Origin of the sequence: Streptomyces sp. 71268 (assembly GCF_029392895.1) — a bacterium.
In the GTDB taxonomy this organism is placed as follows: Bacteria; Actinomycetota; Actinomycetes; order Streptomycetales; family Streptomycetaceae; genus Streptomyces.
The window spans coordinates 3,731,101-3,747,879 of the sequence record NZ_CP114200.1; the positions used below are offsets into that span (position 1 = coordinate 3,731,101).

15 protein-coding genes, 6 tRNA genes and 2 pseudogenes are annotated in these 16,779 nt (G+C 74.1%); 14 read left to right on the forward strand and 9 right to left on the reverse strand.

All coding sequences use genetic code 11. The features are described 5' to 3' along the window. Nucleotides 1-34 precede the first annotated feature (34 nt). From OYE22_RS14195 to OYE22_RS14205, 3 genes are all read right to left on the reverse strand, one after another. The gene (locus OYE22_RS14195; RefSeq protein WP_277320749.1) at nucleotides 35-964 is read right to left on the reverse strand and encodes a DUF6227 family protein; all 930 of its coding nucleotides are present in this window, start codon (nucleotides 962-964) and stop codon (nucleotides 35-37) included. Between the two features lie 629 nt (nucleotides 965-1,593). After that, entirely contained in the window at nucleotides 1,594-2,982 is a 1,389-nt protein-coding gene (locus tag OYE22_RS14200; RefSeq protein WP_277320750.1) for an SGNH/GDSL hydrolase family protein, read from the reverse strand. A gap of 167 nt (nucleotides 2,983-3,149) precedes the next feature. After that, the gene (locus OYE22_RS14205) at nucleotides 3,150-3,551 is read right to left on the reverse strand and encodes a RidA family protein (RefSeq protein ID WP_277320751.1); all 402 of its coding nucleotides are present in this window, start codon (nucleotides 3,549-3,551) and stop codon (nucleotides 3,150-3,152) included. A 144-nt stretch (nucleotides 3,552-3,695) separates the two neighbouring features. Between OYE22_RS14205 and OYE22_RS14210 the strand changes: the two genes are divergently transcribed. After that, complete coding sequence (locus tag OYE22_RS14210; protein ID WP_277320752.1) at nucleotides 3,696-4,076, forward strand: helix-turn-helix domain-containing protein; 381 nt, start codon at nucleotides 3,696-3,698, stop codon at nucleotides 4,074-4,076. Between the two features lie 267 nt (nucleotides 4,077-4,343). Here OYE22_RS14210 and OYE22_RS14215 read toward each other — a convergent pair whose 3' ends face one another. Next, nucleotides 4,344-4,913, reverse strand: coding sequence for a GNAT family N-acetyltransferase (locus OYE22_RS14215; RefSeq protein ID WP_277320753.1), 570 nt, complete (start codon nucleotides 4,911-4,913; stop codon nucleotides 4,344-4,346). A 461-nt stretch (nucleotides 4,914-5,374) separates the two neighbouring features. Between OYE22_RS14215 and OYE22_RS14220 the strand changes: the two genes are divergently transcribed. From OYE22_RS14220 to OYE22_RS14245, 6 genes are all read left to right on the forward strand, one after another. Then, nucleotides 5,375-5,887, forward strand: coding sequence for an Asp23/Gls24 family envelope stress response protein (locus OYE22_RS14220; protein WP_277320754.1), 513 nt, complete (start codon nucleotides 5,375-5,377; stop codon nucleotides 5,885-5,887). Nucleotides 5,888-5,983: 96 nt separating this feature from the next. Next, on the forward strand, nucleotides 5,984-6,220 hold the full coding sequence (locus OYE22_RS14225; protein WP_277320755.1) for a hypothetical protein: 237 nt from the start codon (nucleotides 5,984-5,986) through the stop codon (nucleotides 6,218-6,220). After that, complete coding sequence (locus OYE22_RS14230) at nucleotides 6,217-6,555, forward strand: hypothetical protein (RefSeq protein ID WP_277320756.1); 339 nt, start codon at nucleotides 6,217-6,219, stop codon at nucleotides 6,553-6,555. Before OYE22_RS14225 ends, OYE22_RS14230 begins: the two co-directional genes overlap by 4 nt. Next, nucleotides 6,555-7,211, forward strand: coding sequence for a DUF6286 domain-containing protein (locus OYE22_RS14235; protein WP_277320757.1), 657 nt, complete (start codon nucleotides 6,555-6,557; stop codon nucleotides 7,209-7,211). Before OYE22_RS14230 ends, OYE22_RS14235 begins: the two co-directional genes overlap by 1 nt. Nucleotides 7,212-7,348: 137 nt before the next feature. Beyond that, nucleotides 7,349-7,990: an alkaline shock response membrane anchor protein AmaP gene (locus OYE22_RS14240; protein WP_277320758.1), complete on the forward strand. Its 642-nt coding sequence runs from the start codon at nucleotides 7,349-7,351 to the stop codon at nucleotides 7,988-7,990. A gap of 160 nt (nucleotides 7,991-8,150) precedes the next feature. Then, entirely contained in the window at nucleotides 8,151-8,693 is a 543-nt protein-coding gene (locus OYE22_RS14245; protein ID WP_277320759.1) for a GNAT family N-acetyltransferase, read from the forward strand. Between the two features lie 81 nt (nucleotides 8,694-8,774). On the opposite strand, the gene OYE22_RS14250 is transcribed toward OYE22_RS14245, so the two are convergent. The 4 genes and pseudogenes from OYE22_RS14250 to OYE22_RS14265 form a co-directional block, all read right to left on the reverse strand. Further along, nucleotides 8,775-8,850 (reverse strand) — tRNA-Lys (locus OYE22_RS14250). A 172-nt stretch (nucleotides 8,851-9,022) separates the two neighbouring features. Further along, complete coding sequence (locus OYE22_RS14255) at nucleotides 9,023-11,497, reverse strand: DEAD/DEAH box helicase (RefSeq protein WP_277320760.1); 2,475 nt, start codon at nucleotides 11,495-11,497, stop codon at nucleotides 9,023-9,025. Between the two features lie 1,152 nt (nucleotides 11,498-12,649). Beyond that, nucleotides 12,650-12,751: pseudogene (locus tag OYE22_RS14260) on the reverse strand (metallopeptidase family protein); the annotation flags it as partial. A 201-nt stretch (nucleotides 12,752-12,952) separates the two neighbouring features. Further along, nucleotides 12,953-13,204, reverse strand: a pseudogene (locus tag OYE22_RS14265) (metallopeptidase family protein); the annotation flags it as partial. 223 nt (nucleotides 13,205-13,427) lie between these two features. Between OYE22_RS14265 and OYE22_RS14270 the strand changes: the two are divergent. The 7 genes from OYE22_RS14270 (at nucleotide 13,428) to OYE22_RS14300 (ending at nucleotide 15,599) form a co-directional block, all read left to right on the forward strand. After that, a tRNA-Glu gene (locus tag OYE22_RS14270) sits at nucleotides 13,428-13,500 on the forward strand. Nucleotides 13,501-13,538: 38 nt separating this feature from the next. Further along, a tRNA-Asp gene (locus OYE22_RS14275) sits at nucleotides 13,539-13,613 on the forward strand. A 20-nt stretch (nucleotides 13,614-13,633) separates the two neighbouring features. Beyond that, nucleotides 13,634-13,710, forward strand: a tRNA-Phe gene (locus OYE22_RS14280). A gap of 236 nt (nucleotides 13,711-13,946) precedes the next feature. Beyond that, entirely contained in the window at nucleotides 13,947-14,609 is a 663-nt protein-coding gene (locus OYE22_RS14285; RefSeq protein ID WP_277320761.1) for a Uma2 family endonuclease, read from the forward strand. Between the two features lie 188 nt (nucleotides 14,610-14,797). Beyond that, nucleotides 14,798-15,361: a Uma2 family endonuclease gene (locus tag OYE22_RS14290; protein WP_277320762.1), complete on the forward strand. Its 564-nt coding sequence runs from the start codon at nucleotides 14,798-14,800 to the stop codon at nucleotides 15,359-15,361. Between the two features lie 69 nt (nucleotides 15,362-15,430). After that, nucleotides 15,431-15,505: transfer RNA gene (locus OYE22_RS14295), tRNA-Asp, on the forward strand. Nucleotides 15,506-15,525: 20 nt separating this feature from the next. Beyond that, a tRNA-Phe gene (locus OYE22_RS14300) sits at nucleotides 15,526-15,599 on the forward strand. A gap of 109 nt (nucleotides 15,600-15,708) precedes the next feature. Here the strand turns inward: OYE22_RS14300 and OYE22_RS14305 are convergent. Continuing rightward, entirely contained in the window at nucleotides 15,709-16,635 is a 927-nt protein-coding gene (locus OYE22_RS14305; protein ID WP_277320763.1) for an NADP-dependent oxidoreductase, read from the reverse strand. Between the last annotated feature and the right edge of the window lie 144 nt (nucleotides 16,636-16,779).

The window sequence follows — 16,779 nt, forward strand, 5'->3', positions numbered from 1 at the left end:
GGGCGGGCCGGGGCGGGGCCGGCCCGGTGCGTTGTTACAGCTCGACGCCCAGGGCGCGGGCGTGGCGGTCGGCGGCGCACTCGGCCGCCGCCTCGTCCAGGTACACCTCGCACACCAGCCGGCCGTCCGGCGTCAGGTTGTGCTCCAGCTCCCACAGCACCACCTCGTCCCCACCGGCCAGCAGGAACGCGTGCTCGTAGAACCGGCACCAGGTGGCGTCGGGGCCGCCGGTGCGCAGCCGGGGCTTGGTCGCGAGCGCGATGTCGTGAGCGAACGCGGTGCTCAGCCGGGCGCGCACGTCGTCGCCCGGCCGGTCCGGGTTCTCCGCCCGGCGCAGCACGCGCCGCGCGTGGTCGGCGGAGTCGTCGACGGCGTACGTCCGCCGCGGCGCGAAGGGGCCCACCGGCGTACGTAGTTGCTCCGGCAACCAAAAAGGAGCGCTGTCCAGCTCGTCCCAGAGCGCGCCGCCGATGCGCTCGTGCACCCGGCGCTCGGCGATCTCCAACGCGCGCTCGTCCGCGTACACCTCGTAGTACACCTGCCGCGCGGCGACCCGGTCGGCACGCGGCCCGCCGCCGGGGCCGACCGGCGGGCCTGCCGCCTCGCCCGCACCGGCCTGGCCTGCGCCGATCCACCGCTCGCCGGGTGCCTCACGCTCCGCGCACGGCTCGCCCGGCGCGGCGGACGGGCGCGGCCCGGCGGCCGGTGTCGTGTTGTGCTCCAGCTCCCACAACAGCTCGCTGCTGCCGTCCGGGAGCAGGAAGACGTGGCGGTAGGTGTTGCACCCCACGGAGGCCGAGCGCCCGTTGCACTGGCGGCAAGAGCGCAGCTCAGACTGGTGCATCAACGCGCCGCGCAGCCGCTCGACCTGCGCGTCGGCGATCTCGAACCCGTTCTGCGCCCGGGTCAGCAGCCCGTCGAGGTGCGCGGCGGAAGGTTCTCCGCCCGGTTGTGCGTGCCCCACGTCCCTCTCCTCCCGACCATTGCCACGCCGCGCCCCCCAGCGACCCCCTCGCCACTTACGGTAGCGAAGTGGATACTGCGGGCGCGGCGGGTTTCCCGGATGCGGTGCGGGCGATGCGCTCGTACGTCGGTTCCGCGCCACCCGTGAGCCGCCCGGCGCGCGCGGCGCCACGGTCGGCCGGCAAGCCCCCGCGACGAGCGCTGAATGCGCCGGCGCACGCTTCCAGCCCGTCATGCGCCCCCTGTGCGCCCCAAGAATTTGCCCGTACTCACCCGCAAATCCCCGGCGGCTCACCGGGCCCGGGCGCCGCGCAACTGTGACGCGAAATCGGCGTTCACCTCCGGACCGCACCAGCCCCAGGCTTCGCAAACATCTCAGATATCCCAGGTGTCCCAGCGGCGCTCGGGCCCCGCCCGGGGCACCCGGGGCTGGCCGGGCCCGTGCCGACCGGTCGCGAGGTGGCGTACACAGACTGGTTCCCGCTGGTTCCCGCGCGCGGGCACACTTGGCGACGGACGGCCGGCCGCACCACGGGGCGCACTCACGCACGCGCACACCGGCGGCGCGGCGCGGCGCCTTCGCGTACTACCGGGCCCCACCGCTTTCCGGCGGTCCCACCTGGTACGGGGTCAGGAGCGCCCGGGTGAGGACGCGTCCGCGCCCACGGTGTCGAACGGGCCGCCGGGGCCGAAGGCGAGGCGGGCGAAGCGCTCGCCGATGCGTCGCTGGGCCGCGTCGTCGGGGTGGAGCTGATCGGGCAGCGGCAGCTCGGCGAAGTCCCGCTCGCCGTACAGGGCCAGGCCGTCGAGGTAGTACAGGCCGCGGTCGGTCTCGGCGCGCTGGGCGACGACGCGGCCCAGCTCGCGCCGGATCGTGCTGAGGGTGAGCGCCCCGCTCGCGACCTCGGCCGGGTCGCCGAAGCCGCGGTAGCTGACGCCGGGGCCCGGGGCGTCCGGGTCCGGGTACATGGGGCCCGGCACCCGCTCGACCACGGGCGCGTGCAGCGGCGAGATGACCAGCAGCGGCGCCTTGGGGTGGCCCTCGCGCACGGTGTCCAGGAAGCCGTGCAGCGCCGGGCCGAGCGTGCGCAGCCGGAAGGCGTCGAGGGCGACGATGTTGATGCCCACCTTCACGCTGATCAGGTCGGCCGGCGTGTCCCGGATGGCGCGGGCCGTGAACGGGTCGAGCAGCGCGTTGCCGCTCAGCCCCAGGTTGACCAGGTCAGCGCCGGCGAGCCGGGCCGCGACCGCCGGCCAGGCCCCGGTCGGGCCGGCCGCGCCGGCGCCCTGGCTGATAGAGCTGCCGTGGTGCACCCAGCGCGGCGGCGGGGCGCCCGGCGCGCGCGGCGGGCGCAGCGGCGCGTCCGCGCGCAGCGCGACCAGCTCCACGATCGCCGCGTGCGGCAGCCAGATCTCCACGTCCTGCTCCCGCCCGGAGAGCCCGTCGAACCGCACGGCGACCACCCCGTCGCCCCCACCCCCGGGGCCCCGCCGCACGCCGGGGCGGGCGTCGGGCCGTACGCCGGTGGGGGCGTCAGGGCGTACGTCGGTGGGAGCGTCGGGTCGTACGTCGGTGGACGCGTCAGGGCGTACGTCGGTGGGAGCGTCGGGTGGTGTCTCGGAGCTGGCCTCGGGCGCGCCGAGCGGGGCGGCGATCCGGGCCGTCAGGCGCCCGTCCACCACGAGGTCGTACACGCCCGCGCGGGGGCCGGGCGGGCCGAAGACGCCGGCCGCCGGGTCCGCGCCGGCGGGGTCGTCCGCGTCGGCCGGGTCGTCGGCGGGCGCCCCGGGGAAGGGCACCACGTCCAGCTCCACGACGGTCGCCTCGGTACGGAACGCGAGCCGCACCCCGGACGGCTGGGCCTCGGCCAGCGCGCAGAAGCCGTCGGAGACCTGGGCCCGCGCCGCGGCGGGCAGCCGGTGCGGGAGCACGCCGCGCGCCGTGGCCTCCACCTCAAGGGCCCCGCGCAGGGCGACGGGCCCCTCGCCGGCCAGCGCCCGCGTCGTCCACGTACCCACCGCCGCTCCCACCTCTCCCGGGTCCACGCCACCGTCGGCCCCCAGCCAAACCGCACCCCACCGCCGGAAGCAAGGACATCGCCCCGGGTCAACCCCCATGCACCGGCTCGTCTACCCCGACTACCCCGTCTACTCCGGCCCCCTCATCCGCACCACCGCCCCAGCGCTCAGGCCGGGAGCGTGGTGTCCACCACGAAGCTGATCTCCACGACCTGGCCGGGGAAGGTGAGTTCGGTGACGCCGACGGCGGTGCTGACCGGGCGGTGGTCGCCGAAGTAGCCGAGGTTGCCCGCCGCCACCGCCGCGGCGTTGCGCACCAGGTCCACGACGTACAGCGTCTGCGTGATGATCTGACGGCGGGTGGCGCCGTAGTGGTCCAGGACCCGGTCGATGTTGGCGTGGGTCTGTCGGAGCTGGGCCGCGAAGTCGCCCGCGTGCCGGAACTCGCCCGCCGCGTCGAACGAGAGCTGCCCCGACACGTGGATCAGCTCGCCGGACCTGATCGCCTGTGCGTAGCCGAACTCGCGCTCGGCCGGTATCTGGTACGCGAAGACATCGTTGGTGGTCACAGTGTCGGTCCCTCACTCGTGTGCCGCATGGTCGGTCACCGCCGGGGGCGCCGCGCGCCCCGTGCTCTCTTGCGGTTACTCGGGAACTGTAGGAAAGTGGTGGCCGACCTGGAAGTACGCACTTATTCGTGACTGGGGAACCTGATGGTGACCAAGCACTTCACGGGCTCGCCCGAGGATGCCGACCTGCGACGCGTGGACTCCCTGGCGCGGGAGATCTTCTCGGACGTCGCCAACAAGTGGGCCCTGCTGATCATCGAGGCCCTCGGCGACGGCACCCTGCGCTTCAGCGCCCTGCGCAACGAGGTCGAGGGCATCAGCCACAAGATGCTCACCCAGAACCTGCGCATGCTGGAGCGGTACGGCCTCGTCGACCGCACGGTGCACCCCACCGTGCCCCCGCGCGTCGAGTACACCCTCACCGAGCCGGGCCGAGCCCTGCGCGCCACGGTCGACGGCATGTGCGGCTGGACGCACCGCTACCTCGGCCACATCGAGGCGTCCCGCAACCGCTTCGACGCCTGACGCCCCACCACTCCCCCTCGCCCACCCGGCCCCATCCATCTCCACCCGCCTCAAGCCGGCCTCATCGCCCCCAGCAGGTCCCAACCGGCCCCGCCACCCGCTCGTGCGCCCCTGGTACGCCCACCACCGGCCATCCCATACGTCAACAGTCGTACGCCGCCCCCGCCTGCTTACCCCCGTACGCCGACGCCCGTACACCAACCGCCGTGCGCCACCCGCCGTACGCCAACACCCGTACGCCGCGCGGTCCGGCCGGGTCAGGTCAGTTCAGGTCAGCGCGCGCTCGAAGCACCAGGAGTCCGGCAGGCCGGCGTACGCGCCGAAGTTCGGTATCCGCGCGTACCCGCGGCGGGCGTAGAAGCGCACGGCGGCCGGCTGGCGGTCGCCGGTCTCCAGGCGGAGGGCGTGCCACCCCTGCCGCCGCGCCCACTCCTCCAACGCGCCGAGAACGTCCCCGGCAACCCCCGTACCGCGCCAGGCCGGTTCGACGTACATCCGCTTCACCTCGCCCAGCCCGCCGCCGAGTTCACGCAGCCCACCGCAGCCGACCGGCTCCCCGCCGCCCGGCCGTCCGCCGGCCGCATGGTCCGCACCGCGCGCGTTGGGCCCGGCGTACGCCACCACGAACACGGCGCAGTCCGCCGCCGACGGCGCGGGGCCGGGCTCGCTCTCCGTGGTGCCGTAGACCTCGGCGATCTCGGCCCGCTGCCGCGCGCGCAGCGCCTCCGCGTCGGGATGTGACCACGGGACCTCCGTCAGCCACGGGTGGCCGGCGGGCGTCGCGGGCCGCCCGCCCGGGGCGCGCGGGGCGGGTTTCAGGGGGTACTCGATGCTCATGGGGCGGATTGTGCCGAGCGCCTGTTTCCTCCGCGTAACGCCGTGTTACGCGAGCGGGCGGCCGGGCGGTGCGGCCGGGGCGGCCCGCTCCGCTCGTGAGCCGGGTGGGGCGGGTGGGGCGCTGGGGCCCGGGGTCGGCAGGTCTCGGTGACCCCCATTCGGATAAATTCCGGTTCCCGCGTGAGGATCGGGGCATTGGGGGGTCCAAGTCACCGTAGCCGCCCACCGGTCGGGACGCCGGGTCACCGCGACCCGGCACCAGACCGACACCCGGCGTCGGTCAGACGAACACGGCACGAACACGGCAGGACGACGGACCGAAGAAGCCCCGGCACGCGCCACGGGCGGCAGACAAAGGAACCACGACCGCGGCAGCCAGCGGGACCGGCACCCCGCAGCGCGCCACCACCGCACGGTCACGCCGCGGCGGCACCGAGACACCGAGGAGAGGACCCGACCCCATGACGACACCGAAGACGGCCACCCCCGCCATCAACGAGCCCCGCACCGGCGCCACCAAGCCCGCCGCCGGCTCCGCCTCCGGCACCACCACCCTCAAGGACTCCTCGGGCGCCGACAGCCAGCCCGCCACCCGTGGCAAGACCTCCATCGCCGACGGCGTCGTCGAGAAGATCGCCGGCATGGCCGCCCGCGAGGTCTCCGGCGTCCACGCACTCGGCGGCGGCCTCGCCCGCACCCTCGGCGCCGTCCGCGAGCGCGTCCCGGGCGGACGCCCGAACGTCACCAGCGGCGTCAAGGTCGAGGTCGGCGAGCGCCAGACCGCCATCGACCTCGACATCGTCGTCGAGTACGGCGTCCCCATCACCGACGTCGCCGCCGACATCCGCGAGAACGTCATCGCCGCCGTCGAGCGCATGACCGGCCTTGAGGTCGTCGAGGTCAACATCGCCGTCATCGACGTCCACCTCCCCTTCGACGAGGAGGACAACGACGACGAGGCCCGCGTCCAGTAGCCCCGGCCGTCCCCGCACCGCCGGCCCGCGCCCCCGGGCAGCGCCCGGGGGCCGGGCCCGTCACCCTCGTCCCGACGCCGCACAAGGAGGTAGGACATGAGCACAGCGATCGTGGGCCTCGCGGTCGGCATGGCGCTCGGATTCGCCGGCTACTTCGGCGGGTTCACCGCCTTCCTGCTCGTCGCCGCGCTCGGCGCCATCGGGTTCATCATCGGCAAGCTGGCCGACGGTGACCTGCACTGGAGCCAGTTCGCCCGCCCCACCCGTGACCGTACGCCCCAGGACCGCACCGCCCACCGGACCCGAAGCACCCATCGCAGCAGGCTCAAGTGACCATTCCCGCAGCCCAGCGCGGCGCCACCATCATCGCCGACCGCGTCATCGCCCGTACCGCCACCGCAGCGGCCCGCGAGGCCCTGCACGACCTGGCCCACCCGACGGCCACCGCCCGCGCCACCGGCACCACCCGGCGCGGCACGGCCCGGCTCACCCTCGCGCTCGACCTGCCGTACCCCATCGACATACCCGCCACCACGGACGCCGTGCACCACCACGTCAGCCACCGCACCGCGGCCCTCATCGGCCTGCCCGTCGGCACCGTCCGCATCCGCGTGGAGCGCCTCCACCTGCCCGGCGCCGCCACCACGGACGGCAGGCAGGTGCGGTAGTGAGCACACTGTCCGAACCCGAGCCGCCCAAGAGCCCGGCGCGCGGCCGGACCCCCCACCGCGCCTGGTCGGCCCGGCGCGGCCCGGCCGCCGTACTCGCCCTGCTCGGCTCCGCCGCCTGCGGCATGCTCCTGTACGACCAGGTGGCCATGGGATACGGCCAACCCGCCGCACCCTGGCGCACGCACACCAAGGACTGGCTGGCGGACACCCCCGGCACCAGCGGCTGGGTGATCGGCGCCGCCGCCATACTGGCCGTCCTCGGCGTGTACCTCATGGTCATCGCCCTCACCCCCGGTGGCCGCCGCCGGCTGCCGATGGCGCCCCCGGCGCCCTCCGTACGCGCCGTGCTCGACCGGGCCGGCGCCGCGACCCTGCTGCGCGAGGCGGCCCTGCGCACGCCCGGGGTCACCTCGGCCCGGGTGCGCGTACGCGGCCGGCGCCGGGCCCGCGTGCGGGTGACGGTGGCCTACGGCGAGGTCGCGGCGGTACGCGCCGCGCTCCACGAGGAACTACTCGCCGCCACGGACCGCCTCGGCCTGGCCGACCCGCCCCGCATCCGCCTCCGCCTCACCGCCGCCCCCACCCCGGCCCCCGCCCGGCACGGAAACGATCCGCTCGCACACGGCGCACCGCCGGCACCCGAAGCGCGGTAGGCGCCGCCCGTACGAAACGAAGGACGCGGACGGAGAACACGGAACAACACCGAAGAACACTGGAGAACGCCGAAAGACGCCGAAAGGCGCCAAAGAAAAGGAAAAACGGAAAAAGAAGGAAGAAGGAGGAGGAGCCGATGGAGGTCAGTCGCGGACGCCACTGGCTGAACAGGACCCTGCTGGCCCTGCTCGGGCTCGCCGGCCTGGCCGCCGGGTGCTGGGTGGCGGTGGCGGGGCTCGACGCCCGCGGCCAACTGCCGTTCGCGCTCCCCTCGTGGTGGCCGAGCGGGCACCCGCGTGCCGCGCTCACCGACCGGCTGGAGGCGGCGGGGTTGCGCGACCACGCCTGGTGGCCGGCCGCCGTCCTCGGCTGCCTGACCCTCGGCCTGCTCCTCCTCGCGGGCTGGCTCCTCGCCCAGACCGGCCCGCGCGAGCCGCGACGCCTCCCCCTCCACCACCCCGCCCCCGGCGCGCCGGGCCGCGCCGAACCCGCCCCGCACGCCCCGACGCTGCGCACCTCCGCGCTGTCCGGGGTGATGGCCGCCCAGGTGACCGACCTGCCCGGGGTACGCCGGGCACGGGTACGCCTCACCGGCGGCCCGCGCCGCCCGCGCGCCCGCGTGACGGTGGTGCTCGACACGGGCGCCGACCCGCGCGCGGTACTGACCGCCCTGTGCGCCGGCCCCCTCACCCACGCCCGCCACAGCACCGGCCTCCCCCACCTCCCCTCGGGCCTCCGCCTACGCGTCGCACCCCCCGGAACGCGTCGGGCCCGGTGAGGGTTGGCGGGTACGAGCCCCGGCCGCGAGCGCCACACGCTCACCCGGGGCGGACTGCCGCCCGCGCGCGCTGCCGCCCCGCGCCACTCGCCCGACCGGACGCCCCGGGAAACTCGCCCCACGGGCCGACTGTCAGTGGTCGCTGCGAGACTGCGGCGCCATGACCACCGACTCCCTGCGGCTACGGCAGGTAACCACCGCCACCGACGTCGAACCGGCCCTGCGGCGGGCACTCGTCAACTGCTGGGTGGACGTGACCAACGCCGGCGGGGCGGCCGGTTTCCCCTTCCCGTCCATCGACGCCCAGCACGCCGCCCCGGCCCTCGACGCCCTCGTCGACGGCCTCGGCGCGCGAACCTCCCGACTCCTGGTGGCCATGGACGGCGGGCGGGTGGCGGGCTGGCTGACCATCCGTCGCGACACCTTCCCCCTCATCGCGCACTGGGGCACCGTGCACCACGTCCAGACCCGCCCCGAGGTCCGCGGGCGCGGCATCGGCGGCGCGCTGATGAAAGAGACCCGTCGGATCGCCCGCGACGAGATGAGCCTGGAACAACTGCGTTTGGCCGTACGCGGCGGAGCCGGCTTGGAGACCTTCTACGGGCGGCTCGGCTGGCAGGAGATCGGCCGCTGGCCCGCCGCCCTGCGGCTGACCCCCACGGACGACCGCGACGAGGTCCTCATGCTGCTCAGCCCCCTGTGACGGCCCGCCCCCGCGCCCCGCGCGAAGGACGCGAAAAACCCCGGCCAAGGGTTACTTGACCGGGGTTCCGGGCGGTCCGACTGGTGGGCCATCAGGGGCTCGAACCCTGAACCAATGGATTAAAAGTCCACTGCTCTGCCAATTGAGCTAATGGCCCGCACCACGCAGCATAGCCCGGCCGTCTGCCGAGCCCCGAGCGCATAAGGAGTTCGGCGCCGCACGAGGCCGCGCGGGGTTCGTACGCGTACCGCCGCCGCGCCCGTGGCGCGAGCGACGGGGCCCGTACAGCACACCACCGTGCCATACGGGCCCCGTCACTCACTCACCGGTCAGCCGTTGCGCTTCCAGCGCGGCTTGTCGTCGCGGCGACCGAAGGAGCCGGTGCCACCACGGTGGTCGTCGCGGCGGCCGTGCGGGCGGTCGCCGTTGGCCGGGCGGTGGCCGCCGGCGGGACGCTCGTCGCGGCGGTCGCGGTTGTACGGGCGGTCCGAGCGGAAGCCGCCGGAGGGGCGCTCGTCGCGACGGAAGCCACCCTGCGGGCGGTCGTCACGGCGTTCGAAGGAACGGCCACCACGGTCATCACGCCGGTCGTCGCGGCGGAAGCCACCCGACGGGCGGTCGTCGCGCCGGAAGCCACCGGAGGGACGGTCATCGCGGCGGAAACCACCCTGCGGACGGTCGTCACGACGCTCGAAGGAACGGCCACCACGGTCATCACGCCGGTCGTCGCGGCGGAAGCCACCCGACGGGCGGTCATCCCGACGGAAGTTGCCCGAGGGACGGTCGTCCCGGCGGAAGCCACCGGAGGGACGGTCATCGCGACGGAAACCACCCTGCGGACGGTCGTCACGACGCTCGAAGGAACGGCCACCACGGTCATCACGCCGGTCGTCGCGGCGGAAGCCACCCGACGGGCGGTCGTCGCGCCGGAAGCCACCGGAGGGACGGTCATCGCGGCGGAAACCACCCTGCGGACGGTCGTCGCGGCGGTCGCGGCGCTCGAAGTTGCCCCGGTCGTCGCGGCGGTCGTACCCGCCGCGCTCCTGCTCCGGGCGGCTCGGCGCGGCGTCCGCGGCCTGCTGCTCGGTGCTCTCCCGCGTCGCGGGAACGGCGGCGGACGCGTCCGCGTCGCCGTCCTGGACGCCGGCCGTGGCGGGCTCCGTCGCCGAGGTGGCCTCGGCGGGCGCCGCCGCTGCCACGGCCGCGGCCGGGTCCTCGCCGCGCTCGCGGGCCGCGCGGGCCAACAGGCGGTCGGCCTCCTCGCGCAGCTCGGTCGCGCGCCGCTGCACCTGCTGCAACTGGCGGGTGAGGTCCTGTACGTCGCGCTCGGCCTGCTTGGCCGCGTTCGCCGCCGACTCGGCCTGCACCTCGGTGAGCGAACGGGCCCCGGTGATGCGCGCCACGTCGTCGTCGAAGGCGCCCGCGCCGCCGACGATGTGCCGCGAGGCGTCGACGCCCGCGTCCTCCATCAGCCGGAAGATCTGCCGGCGCTGGTGCGGCAGGGCCAGCGAGACGACGGTGCCGCTCTTGCCCGCGCGGGCCGTACGGCCGGAGCGGTGCAGGTAGTCCTTGTGGTCGCCGGCCGGGTCCACGTTCAGGACCAGGTCGATGCCGTCGACGTGGATGCCGCGCGCGGCGACGTCCGTGGCGACCAGGACGTTGACGTAACCGTCCTTGAAGTCGGCCAGCGTGCGGGTCCGCGCGCCCTGCGTCATGCCGCCGTGCAGCGCGTCCGCCCGTACGCCCGCGTCCACGAGCTGCTCGGCGACGCGGTCGGCGCCCATCTGGGTGCGGACGAAGATGATGGTGCGGCCCTTGCGCGCCGCGATGGCGGCGGTGACCGGCGCCTTGTCCTTCGGCTTCACGACGAGCACGTGGTGCGTCATGGTTGTGACCGCGCCCTGCGCCGCGTCCACCTCGTGCGTCATCGGGTTGGTCAGGTAGCGCTTGACGAGGGTGTCGATCTCGTTCTCCAGCGTCGCGGAGAACAGCATCCGCTGGCCGCCGGTCGGCACCAGGTCGAGGATCTCGGTGACCTCGGGCAGGAAGCCCATGTCGGCCATCTGGTCGGCCTCGTCGAGCACGGCGACCTGCACCCGGTCCAGCGTCGCGGCGCCACGGTTGATGATGTCGCGCAGTCGGCCCGGGGTGGCGACCAGGATGTCCACGCCCCGCTCCAGGGCGTAGATCTGATTGCCCATCGAGGTGCCGCCACAGACCACCTTGAGCTTCAGGCCGAGCACGTCACCGTACGGCTGGAGCGCGTCGGAGACCTGCATGGCCAGCTCGCGGGTGGGGGTCAGGATCAGGCCACGGGGACGCTTCTTCTCCGTGTGGCCGCCGGCGAGTTGGGCCAGCAGCGGGAGGCCGAAGGAGAGGGTCTTGCCGGAGCCGGTACGGCCTCGGCCCAGGATGTCCTTGCCGGCCAGCGCGTCCGGGATGGTCGCGGCCTGGATCGGGAACGGGGTGGTGACGCCGTTCTGCTTCAGCTTGCGGACGACCTGCTCGGGCAGCCCGAGGGTGGCGAACGTGACGGACGTCTCAACGTCCTCGTCGGCGGCGTCGTCGGTCGCGGCGGCGTCGTCAGACGCGGCGGCCTCGTCCTCGTCCACGGAGGCGGACTCGGCGGGCTGCTCGGCGGGCTCAGCGGCAGCGGCGGGCTCGGGGGCCTCGATGGGCTCGGAGGGGGCCGCGACGGAGGCGTCAGCGGCGTCGACCTCGGCGACGAACGTCGCGGTGGCCTCGGGGATCATGCCGGCCTCATCGACCTCGGGCATGACGGTGTGCTCAGCAGAAATGGACATGCGAAACGCGAAACCTTCCGGAGTTACGGCACGCGCCCAGACTCCGTGTGATTTCGCAAACGACCGCCTCGATGCGGTCAGCCACGGCAAGGAAAGGAACGCGCCACGCGGCGCGCTCCGGGAGGGTTCTCCGAAGTCGGCCGGGCAAATGGGATCAAACGATCTACCACCATACGCACCCCGCCCCCCGGAAGGCAAATCCCACCCTCACACCCCTCCGCGCCCCAGGCCAGGCGGCTCACCGCTCGCGCAGCGGTCTCGGCTGGGGAGCCGGTTCGGTGCCCTCGGCCGGCGGCGGCGTACTCGGGGGCGGCGAGGTGGTCGGCGCGGTCGTGGGGGCGGGGGTGCTGGGCTCCGGCGGCGGGCTGCTGGGCCGCGGCGCGGTCGGCCGTGGCCGGGGGATCGAGCCCGTGGGAGACGGGGCGGGCACGTCGGGCCGGGTCGGCGGGTCCGCGGCGGCCGGCGGCGCCTGCGAGGGCCGACCGGCCTCCCCCGGCCGGCCCTCACCCTCGCCGTCGCCAGGCTCACGCTCAGCGTCCGACCGCTCGGCGTCCGGCTCAGGAGACGAGGAAGCGCTCGCCGAACCGTCCGGCCGTGGCTGCGCGGCCCCCCGGCGCGCCCCGTCGGGGAGCACGGCACCGCCGTCGGGGCCCGGCAACGCGCCGTCCGGCTGCCCGCTCCTTCCCTCGCCGCCGGCCGGTTGCGAGCGGTCCGGCTCGGAGACGCTCATGCAGCCCGCCAACGCCATGGCGGCGAGCATCACGGCCGCGGCACGCGCCGGAGTACGCGCCACAGCACGGGACGCGGAGCGCGGGGCGCGGGGAGCGCGAGGAGCACAGGCGGACATTCCGGGCATGAGTGGGTTACCTTCCGGCGCACGGTGCGGGCCATCTGCCCAACTGGCGCCGCCCCACCCAGGACACGCGCCGCACGAGCCACGACACCCCCACACCCCGGAAACCCCCCGGACCGCGCACCCGGGCCGCGCCGAGCCGCGCCTGACCGCACCCCGTGACCGCCGCCGACGCGACGCCGCACCACACCCAGGCCGCGCGCCGACCCGGCCACCGGCGGGCCGGGCGGCGCTGTTCGGGGCCGCTGTGCGGGCCGCTGTCCGGGGCCGAGCGGCGCCGGCCCGGCCCGAACGGGGCACTACCCCCAACCGAGTTCGTGCAGCCGCTCGTCCTCGATGCCGAAGTGGTGGGCGACTTCGTGGACGACGGTGATGGCCACCTCGTCACGTACGGCGTCCCGCAGGGCGTCCGACGGCCCGCCGGACCCCCCGGCCGGAACACCCCCCGGCCCGACTCCGGGCCCGGCTCCAGACTCGGCTCCGGGCTCCGCCCCCTGCCCCACACCGGGCTCGCCCGACACGGGCGCCTGGGCCCCCTCGGGCGCCTCCCGCGCGCCCGGGGCCGCCCACTCGGATGGCTGGCCGGTCGGCTCCTGGCCCGCCACGTCCTCGCGGCCCGCGCACATCCGCAGCGTGGGCCCCCGATAGATGGTGATCCGGTCCGGCAGCACGCCCGCGTACCACTCGCCCCGGTCGGTCAGCGGCGTCCCCTCGTAGAGCCCGAGCAACTCCGGATCGTCCGCGGGCGGCTCGTCCTCCACGAACACCGCCACGTTGTCCATGAGCCGCGTCAGCTCGGGCGGAATGCGGTCCAGGGCCTCGGCGACCAGTTCCTCGAACTCCTCGCGCGTCATTTCCAGCACCCGGCCATTGTCGGGCAGGCGCCCCGCCCGCGCCCCACGCGTGCGTCGAACACCCCTCGCACACCCCAAACCATCCGGTCCCCGCTCCCCCTCCGCGACACCCCAGGTCACCCCCGCCCCCACCGCGCGGCAAACCGTTTTGGCGATCCCCGTCGGCATCCCATATGCTTCTCACGTCCCCGACGGCGCCGGAAGGCGCTCAGGTGGGCCATCAGCCCTCATCGTCTAGTGGCCCAGGACGCCGCCCTTTCAAGGCGGTAGCACGGGTTCGAATCCCGTTGGGGGCACGCAAAACTCTATGCATTCTCGCTTGTGCATAGATTCTGGTCCTGTGGAGCAGTTTGGAGTGCTCGCCACCCTGTCAAGGTGGAGGCCGCGGGTTCAAATCCCGTCAGGACCGCTGCAACCGCGAGGTTGCGTGGCTGGGTAGCTCAGTTGGTACGAGCGATCGCCTGAAAAGCGATAGGTCGCCGGTTCGACCCCGGCCCCAGCCACCACGACGAAAGAGCCCTGGAGCACATGCCGCCCAGGGCTCTTTCGCATTCCTCAGGACGCTACTGCTTTACCTAAGAATCCCGCGAGCCTCCCCGCCCCGGCGCCCGGACCGCGGCGACAACGGGACGAGCATGCCGACGCCGATCTTCGAGTGACCCGACCATCCCCGTGCCGCTTCCGTCCGCGCGCGGTCCGGCGGGCCCCGCTATCGTGAGGGTGCGCGGGCACGGGAGGTGGCATGTCAGCAGGCGCGCTCAACGCACCGGGTGCCGACCTCCCTGAGTTCCTGAGCTGGGACGAACTCCAGAGACTTCCCGAGGACGTCGCGGCTCAGATCGAGCTCTGGGACCGGAAGGTTGTCTGGACCCGGTGTGGCCCCCTGGAGCACCAGCGCTTTGCTGTACGGATGCGCAACGCCCTCGAGGCCGGCGCCCGCCAGGCCATGCGGGGTGCCGCTGGTGACGGCGAGCAGCGCTGCTGGCAGGTCGAGGTGGAGACCAACGTGTTCTTCGCCCCGGACAAGTCCAGCTACCTCACCCCGGACTTCCTCATCCGCCGCTGCCTGCCCCGCGGCGCCGACACGTTCGCGAGCGACGTCGTACTGGCAGGCGAGGTCTTGTCAGGCTCGGATACCCCCAAGCGCAGAGCCTGGAAGATGGACCGGTACGCCGAAGCCGGCATCCCCTGGTACTGGGAGGTCGAACTCGACTCGCCCGGGACCTGGGACATCACCGCGGTGCGGGCCTACGAGGTCGCCTCGGCACCAGTCGCCGGGCTCGTCGTCAAGCCACTCCGCCAGGCCCTGTACGTCCCCGTGGGGGAATGGGAGCCGGCAGGCCCGGGAATCGCCTTCCCCGAGCCCTTCAGCCTGGACATCACCTGGGAAGACCTCGCGTTCTGAGACGGCGTTCCGCGCCTGGAACACGATGGGTGGTCTCAGGCCACACCGGAGACCGAGGGATCGGGCAGCACCAAGTCGAGCCCTGCCCAGCTTTCCCACTCGCGGAAGCGCTGGGCTCCTTCGTCTGGACAAGCCGCTACCGCGGAGCCGGCCGCCGTAGCCTGACCTCGCCCGGGAAGGAGTCGTTGATGAGTGTCGACGCGATCGTGCACACACAGTTCCCCGAGGGATACACGGTCTTCTTCGGTGTCGACGGGAAGGTGATCATGACTCCACGGAGCGAGGAGCACTCCGGCACGCTCCGCTCCCTGCAGATCGACACGCTCGCCCTGGGCCGTCACGCGAAGGTGACGTCCGATGTGTACATCGACTTCCCCGCCGACGAGAACTCCGCCCCCGACCTCGCGATCCTGCGCGAGGACGCCCAAAAGCGGGGAAAGCGGTACAGCTTCGAGGACGTCCTGCTGATCTCCGAGGTCGTCTCGACCTCCTCGGCCCGGAAGGACTACGACGACTGCACGGCCAAGTACGGCCGCTACGGCATCCCCGTCTACCTGATCGTGGACCCGTACGCGCGGGAGGTCGTCGTCCACACCCAGCCGAACGGCACCGGCTACATCGCCGCGCACACCCACCCGTACGGCACCGGCAGACTCCCCGTCCCCCTGGCCGACGGCCGCGTCTTCACCCTCGACCTCGACGAGCTTCCCCGCCCCGAGCCCGGGCCGGCGGAACCGGGGGTCGCGCGGTAGCGAACCCGGCCTCGCATCCCGTTGGGGGCACGCGACACCATGTGCGAGACTGGGCTCGCACGTGTGCTGGGTCCTGTGGAGCAGTTTGGAGTGCTCGCCACCCTGTCAAGGTGGAGGCCGCGGGTTCAAATCCCGTCAGGACCGCCGCAACCGCGAGGTTGCGTGGCTGGGTAGCTCAGTTGGTACGAGCGATCGCCTGAAAAGCGATAGGTCGCCGGTTCGACCCCGGCCCCAGCCACCGCCGCACAGAGCGAGAAGGCCCCGGCCGGGTTGACCGGCCGGGGCCTTCTCGCTGCGCGCCCGTGGCGGCCACGGGCCGCCCCGCCCGTGCGCGGGCGGCCCGGGCCTCAGGTCACCGTGACGACGACCTTGCCCCGCACGTGGCCCTCGGCGCTCAGGCGCTGGGCGTCGCCCGTGCGCTCCAGCGGGAAGGTGGCCGCGACCGGCACCGTCAGGGCACCGGCGTCGACCATGGCGGACAGGGCCGCCAGGTCGGTGGCGTCCGGGCGGACCCACAGGTAGCGCCCGCCCAGCGGGGTGACCGCGGGGTCCACGATGGAGGCGATCCGCCGGGGGTTCTTCACCACGTCGGCGGAGACCGTGACCGCCTCCCCGCCCACCAGGTCGAAGGCCGCGTCCACGCCGTCCGGCGCCAGCCCGCGCACCCGGTCGGTCAGCCCGTCCCCGTAGGCGACCGGCTCCCCGCCCAGGGAGCGCACGAAGTCGTGGTTGCGGGGGCTGGCCGTACCGATCACGCGGGCACCCAGGTGCCGGCCGATCTGCACGGCCAGCGAGCCGACCCCGCCCGACGCCGCGTGGACCAGGAGCGTCTCGCCCTCCCGTACCCGCAGCGCCTTGGCCAGCGCCTGGTACGCCGTGAGCCCGGCCAGCGGCAGCCCGGCGGCCTGCTCGAAGGTGAGGCTGGTGGGCTTGTGGGCCAGGGTGCGCACGGGGGCCGCCACGTACTGCGCGAACGTCCCGCCCGACAGGGTGTCCTTGCGCACGTAGCCGATGACCTCGTCGCCCTCCTCGAACTCCGGGGTGTCCAGGCCACCGCGGACCACGACCCCGGCGACGTCCCAGCCGGGGATCACCGGGAAGGCGACGTCGAGCAGCGAGTTGAGGTGGCCGGCCTGCGCCTTCCAGTCCACCGGGTTCACCGAGGCGGCCTTGACCTGGACCAGTACCGAGTCGGGCCCCACCTTCGGGTCGGGCAGTTCGCCGTACTCCAGGACCTCGGGTCCGCCGTACGCGCGGTAGCTCACAGCCTTCACGATGCTCCTGCTCCTCGGGTTCGCGTGGCCGGGCCACTCTCGCGGCGGCCCGGCGGATGGGCGCGGGTGGGTTGCGTGCGGGGTGGGGTGCGGGTGGGTCGGGTACGGGTGGGTGGGTGGTGGGACGGGTGGGGCGCGTGCCCG

Bases quoted from the DNA above. Each gene is read 5' to 3' on its own strand.
- OYE22_RS14225 (WP_277320755.1), top strand. From the start codon at position 5,984: ATGAGCACAGCGATCGTGGGCCTCGCGGTCGGCATGGCGCTCGGATTC.
- OYE22_RS14290 (WP_277320762.1), top strand. From the start codon at position 14,798: ATGAGTGTCGACGCGATCGTGCACACACAGTTCCCCGAGGGATACACG.
- OYE22_RS14210 (WP_277320752.1), top strand. From the start codon at position 3,696: ATGGTGACCAAGCACTTCACGGGCTCGCCCGAGGATGCCGACCTGCGA.
- OYE22_RS14215 (WP_277320753.1), bottom strand. From the start codon at position 4,913: ATGAGCATCGAGTACCCCCTGAAACCCGCCCCGCGCGCCCCGGGCGGG.
- OYE22_RS14245 (WP_277320759.1), top strand. From the start codon at position 8,151: ATGACCACCGACTCCCTGCGGCTACGGCAGGTAACCACCGCCACCGAC.
- OYE22_RS14285 (WP_277320761.1), top strand. From the start codon at position 13,947: ATGTCAGCAGGCGCGCTCAACGCACCGGGTGCCGACCTCCCTGAGTTC.
- OYE22_RS14240 (WP_277320758.1), top strand. From the start codon at position 7,349: ATGGAGGTCAGTCGCGGACGCCACTGGCTGAACAGGACCCTGCTGGCC.
- OYE22_RS14220 (WP_277320754.1), top strand. From the start codon at position 5,375: ATGACGACACCGAAGACGGCCACCCCCGCCATCAACGAGCCCCGCACC.
- OYE22_RS14255 (WP_277320760.1), bottom strand. From the start codon at position 11,497: ATGTCCATTTCTGCTGAGCACACCGTCATGCCCGAGGTCGATGAGGCC.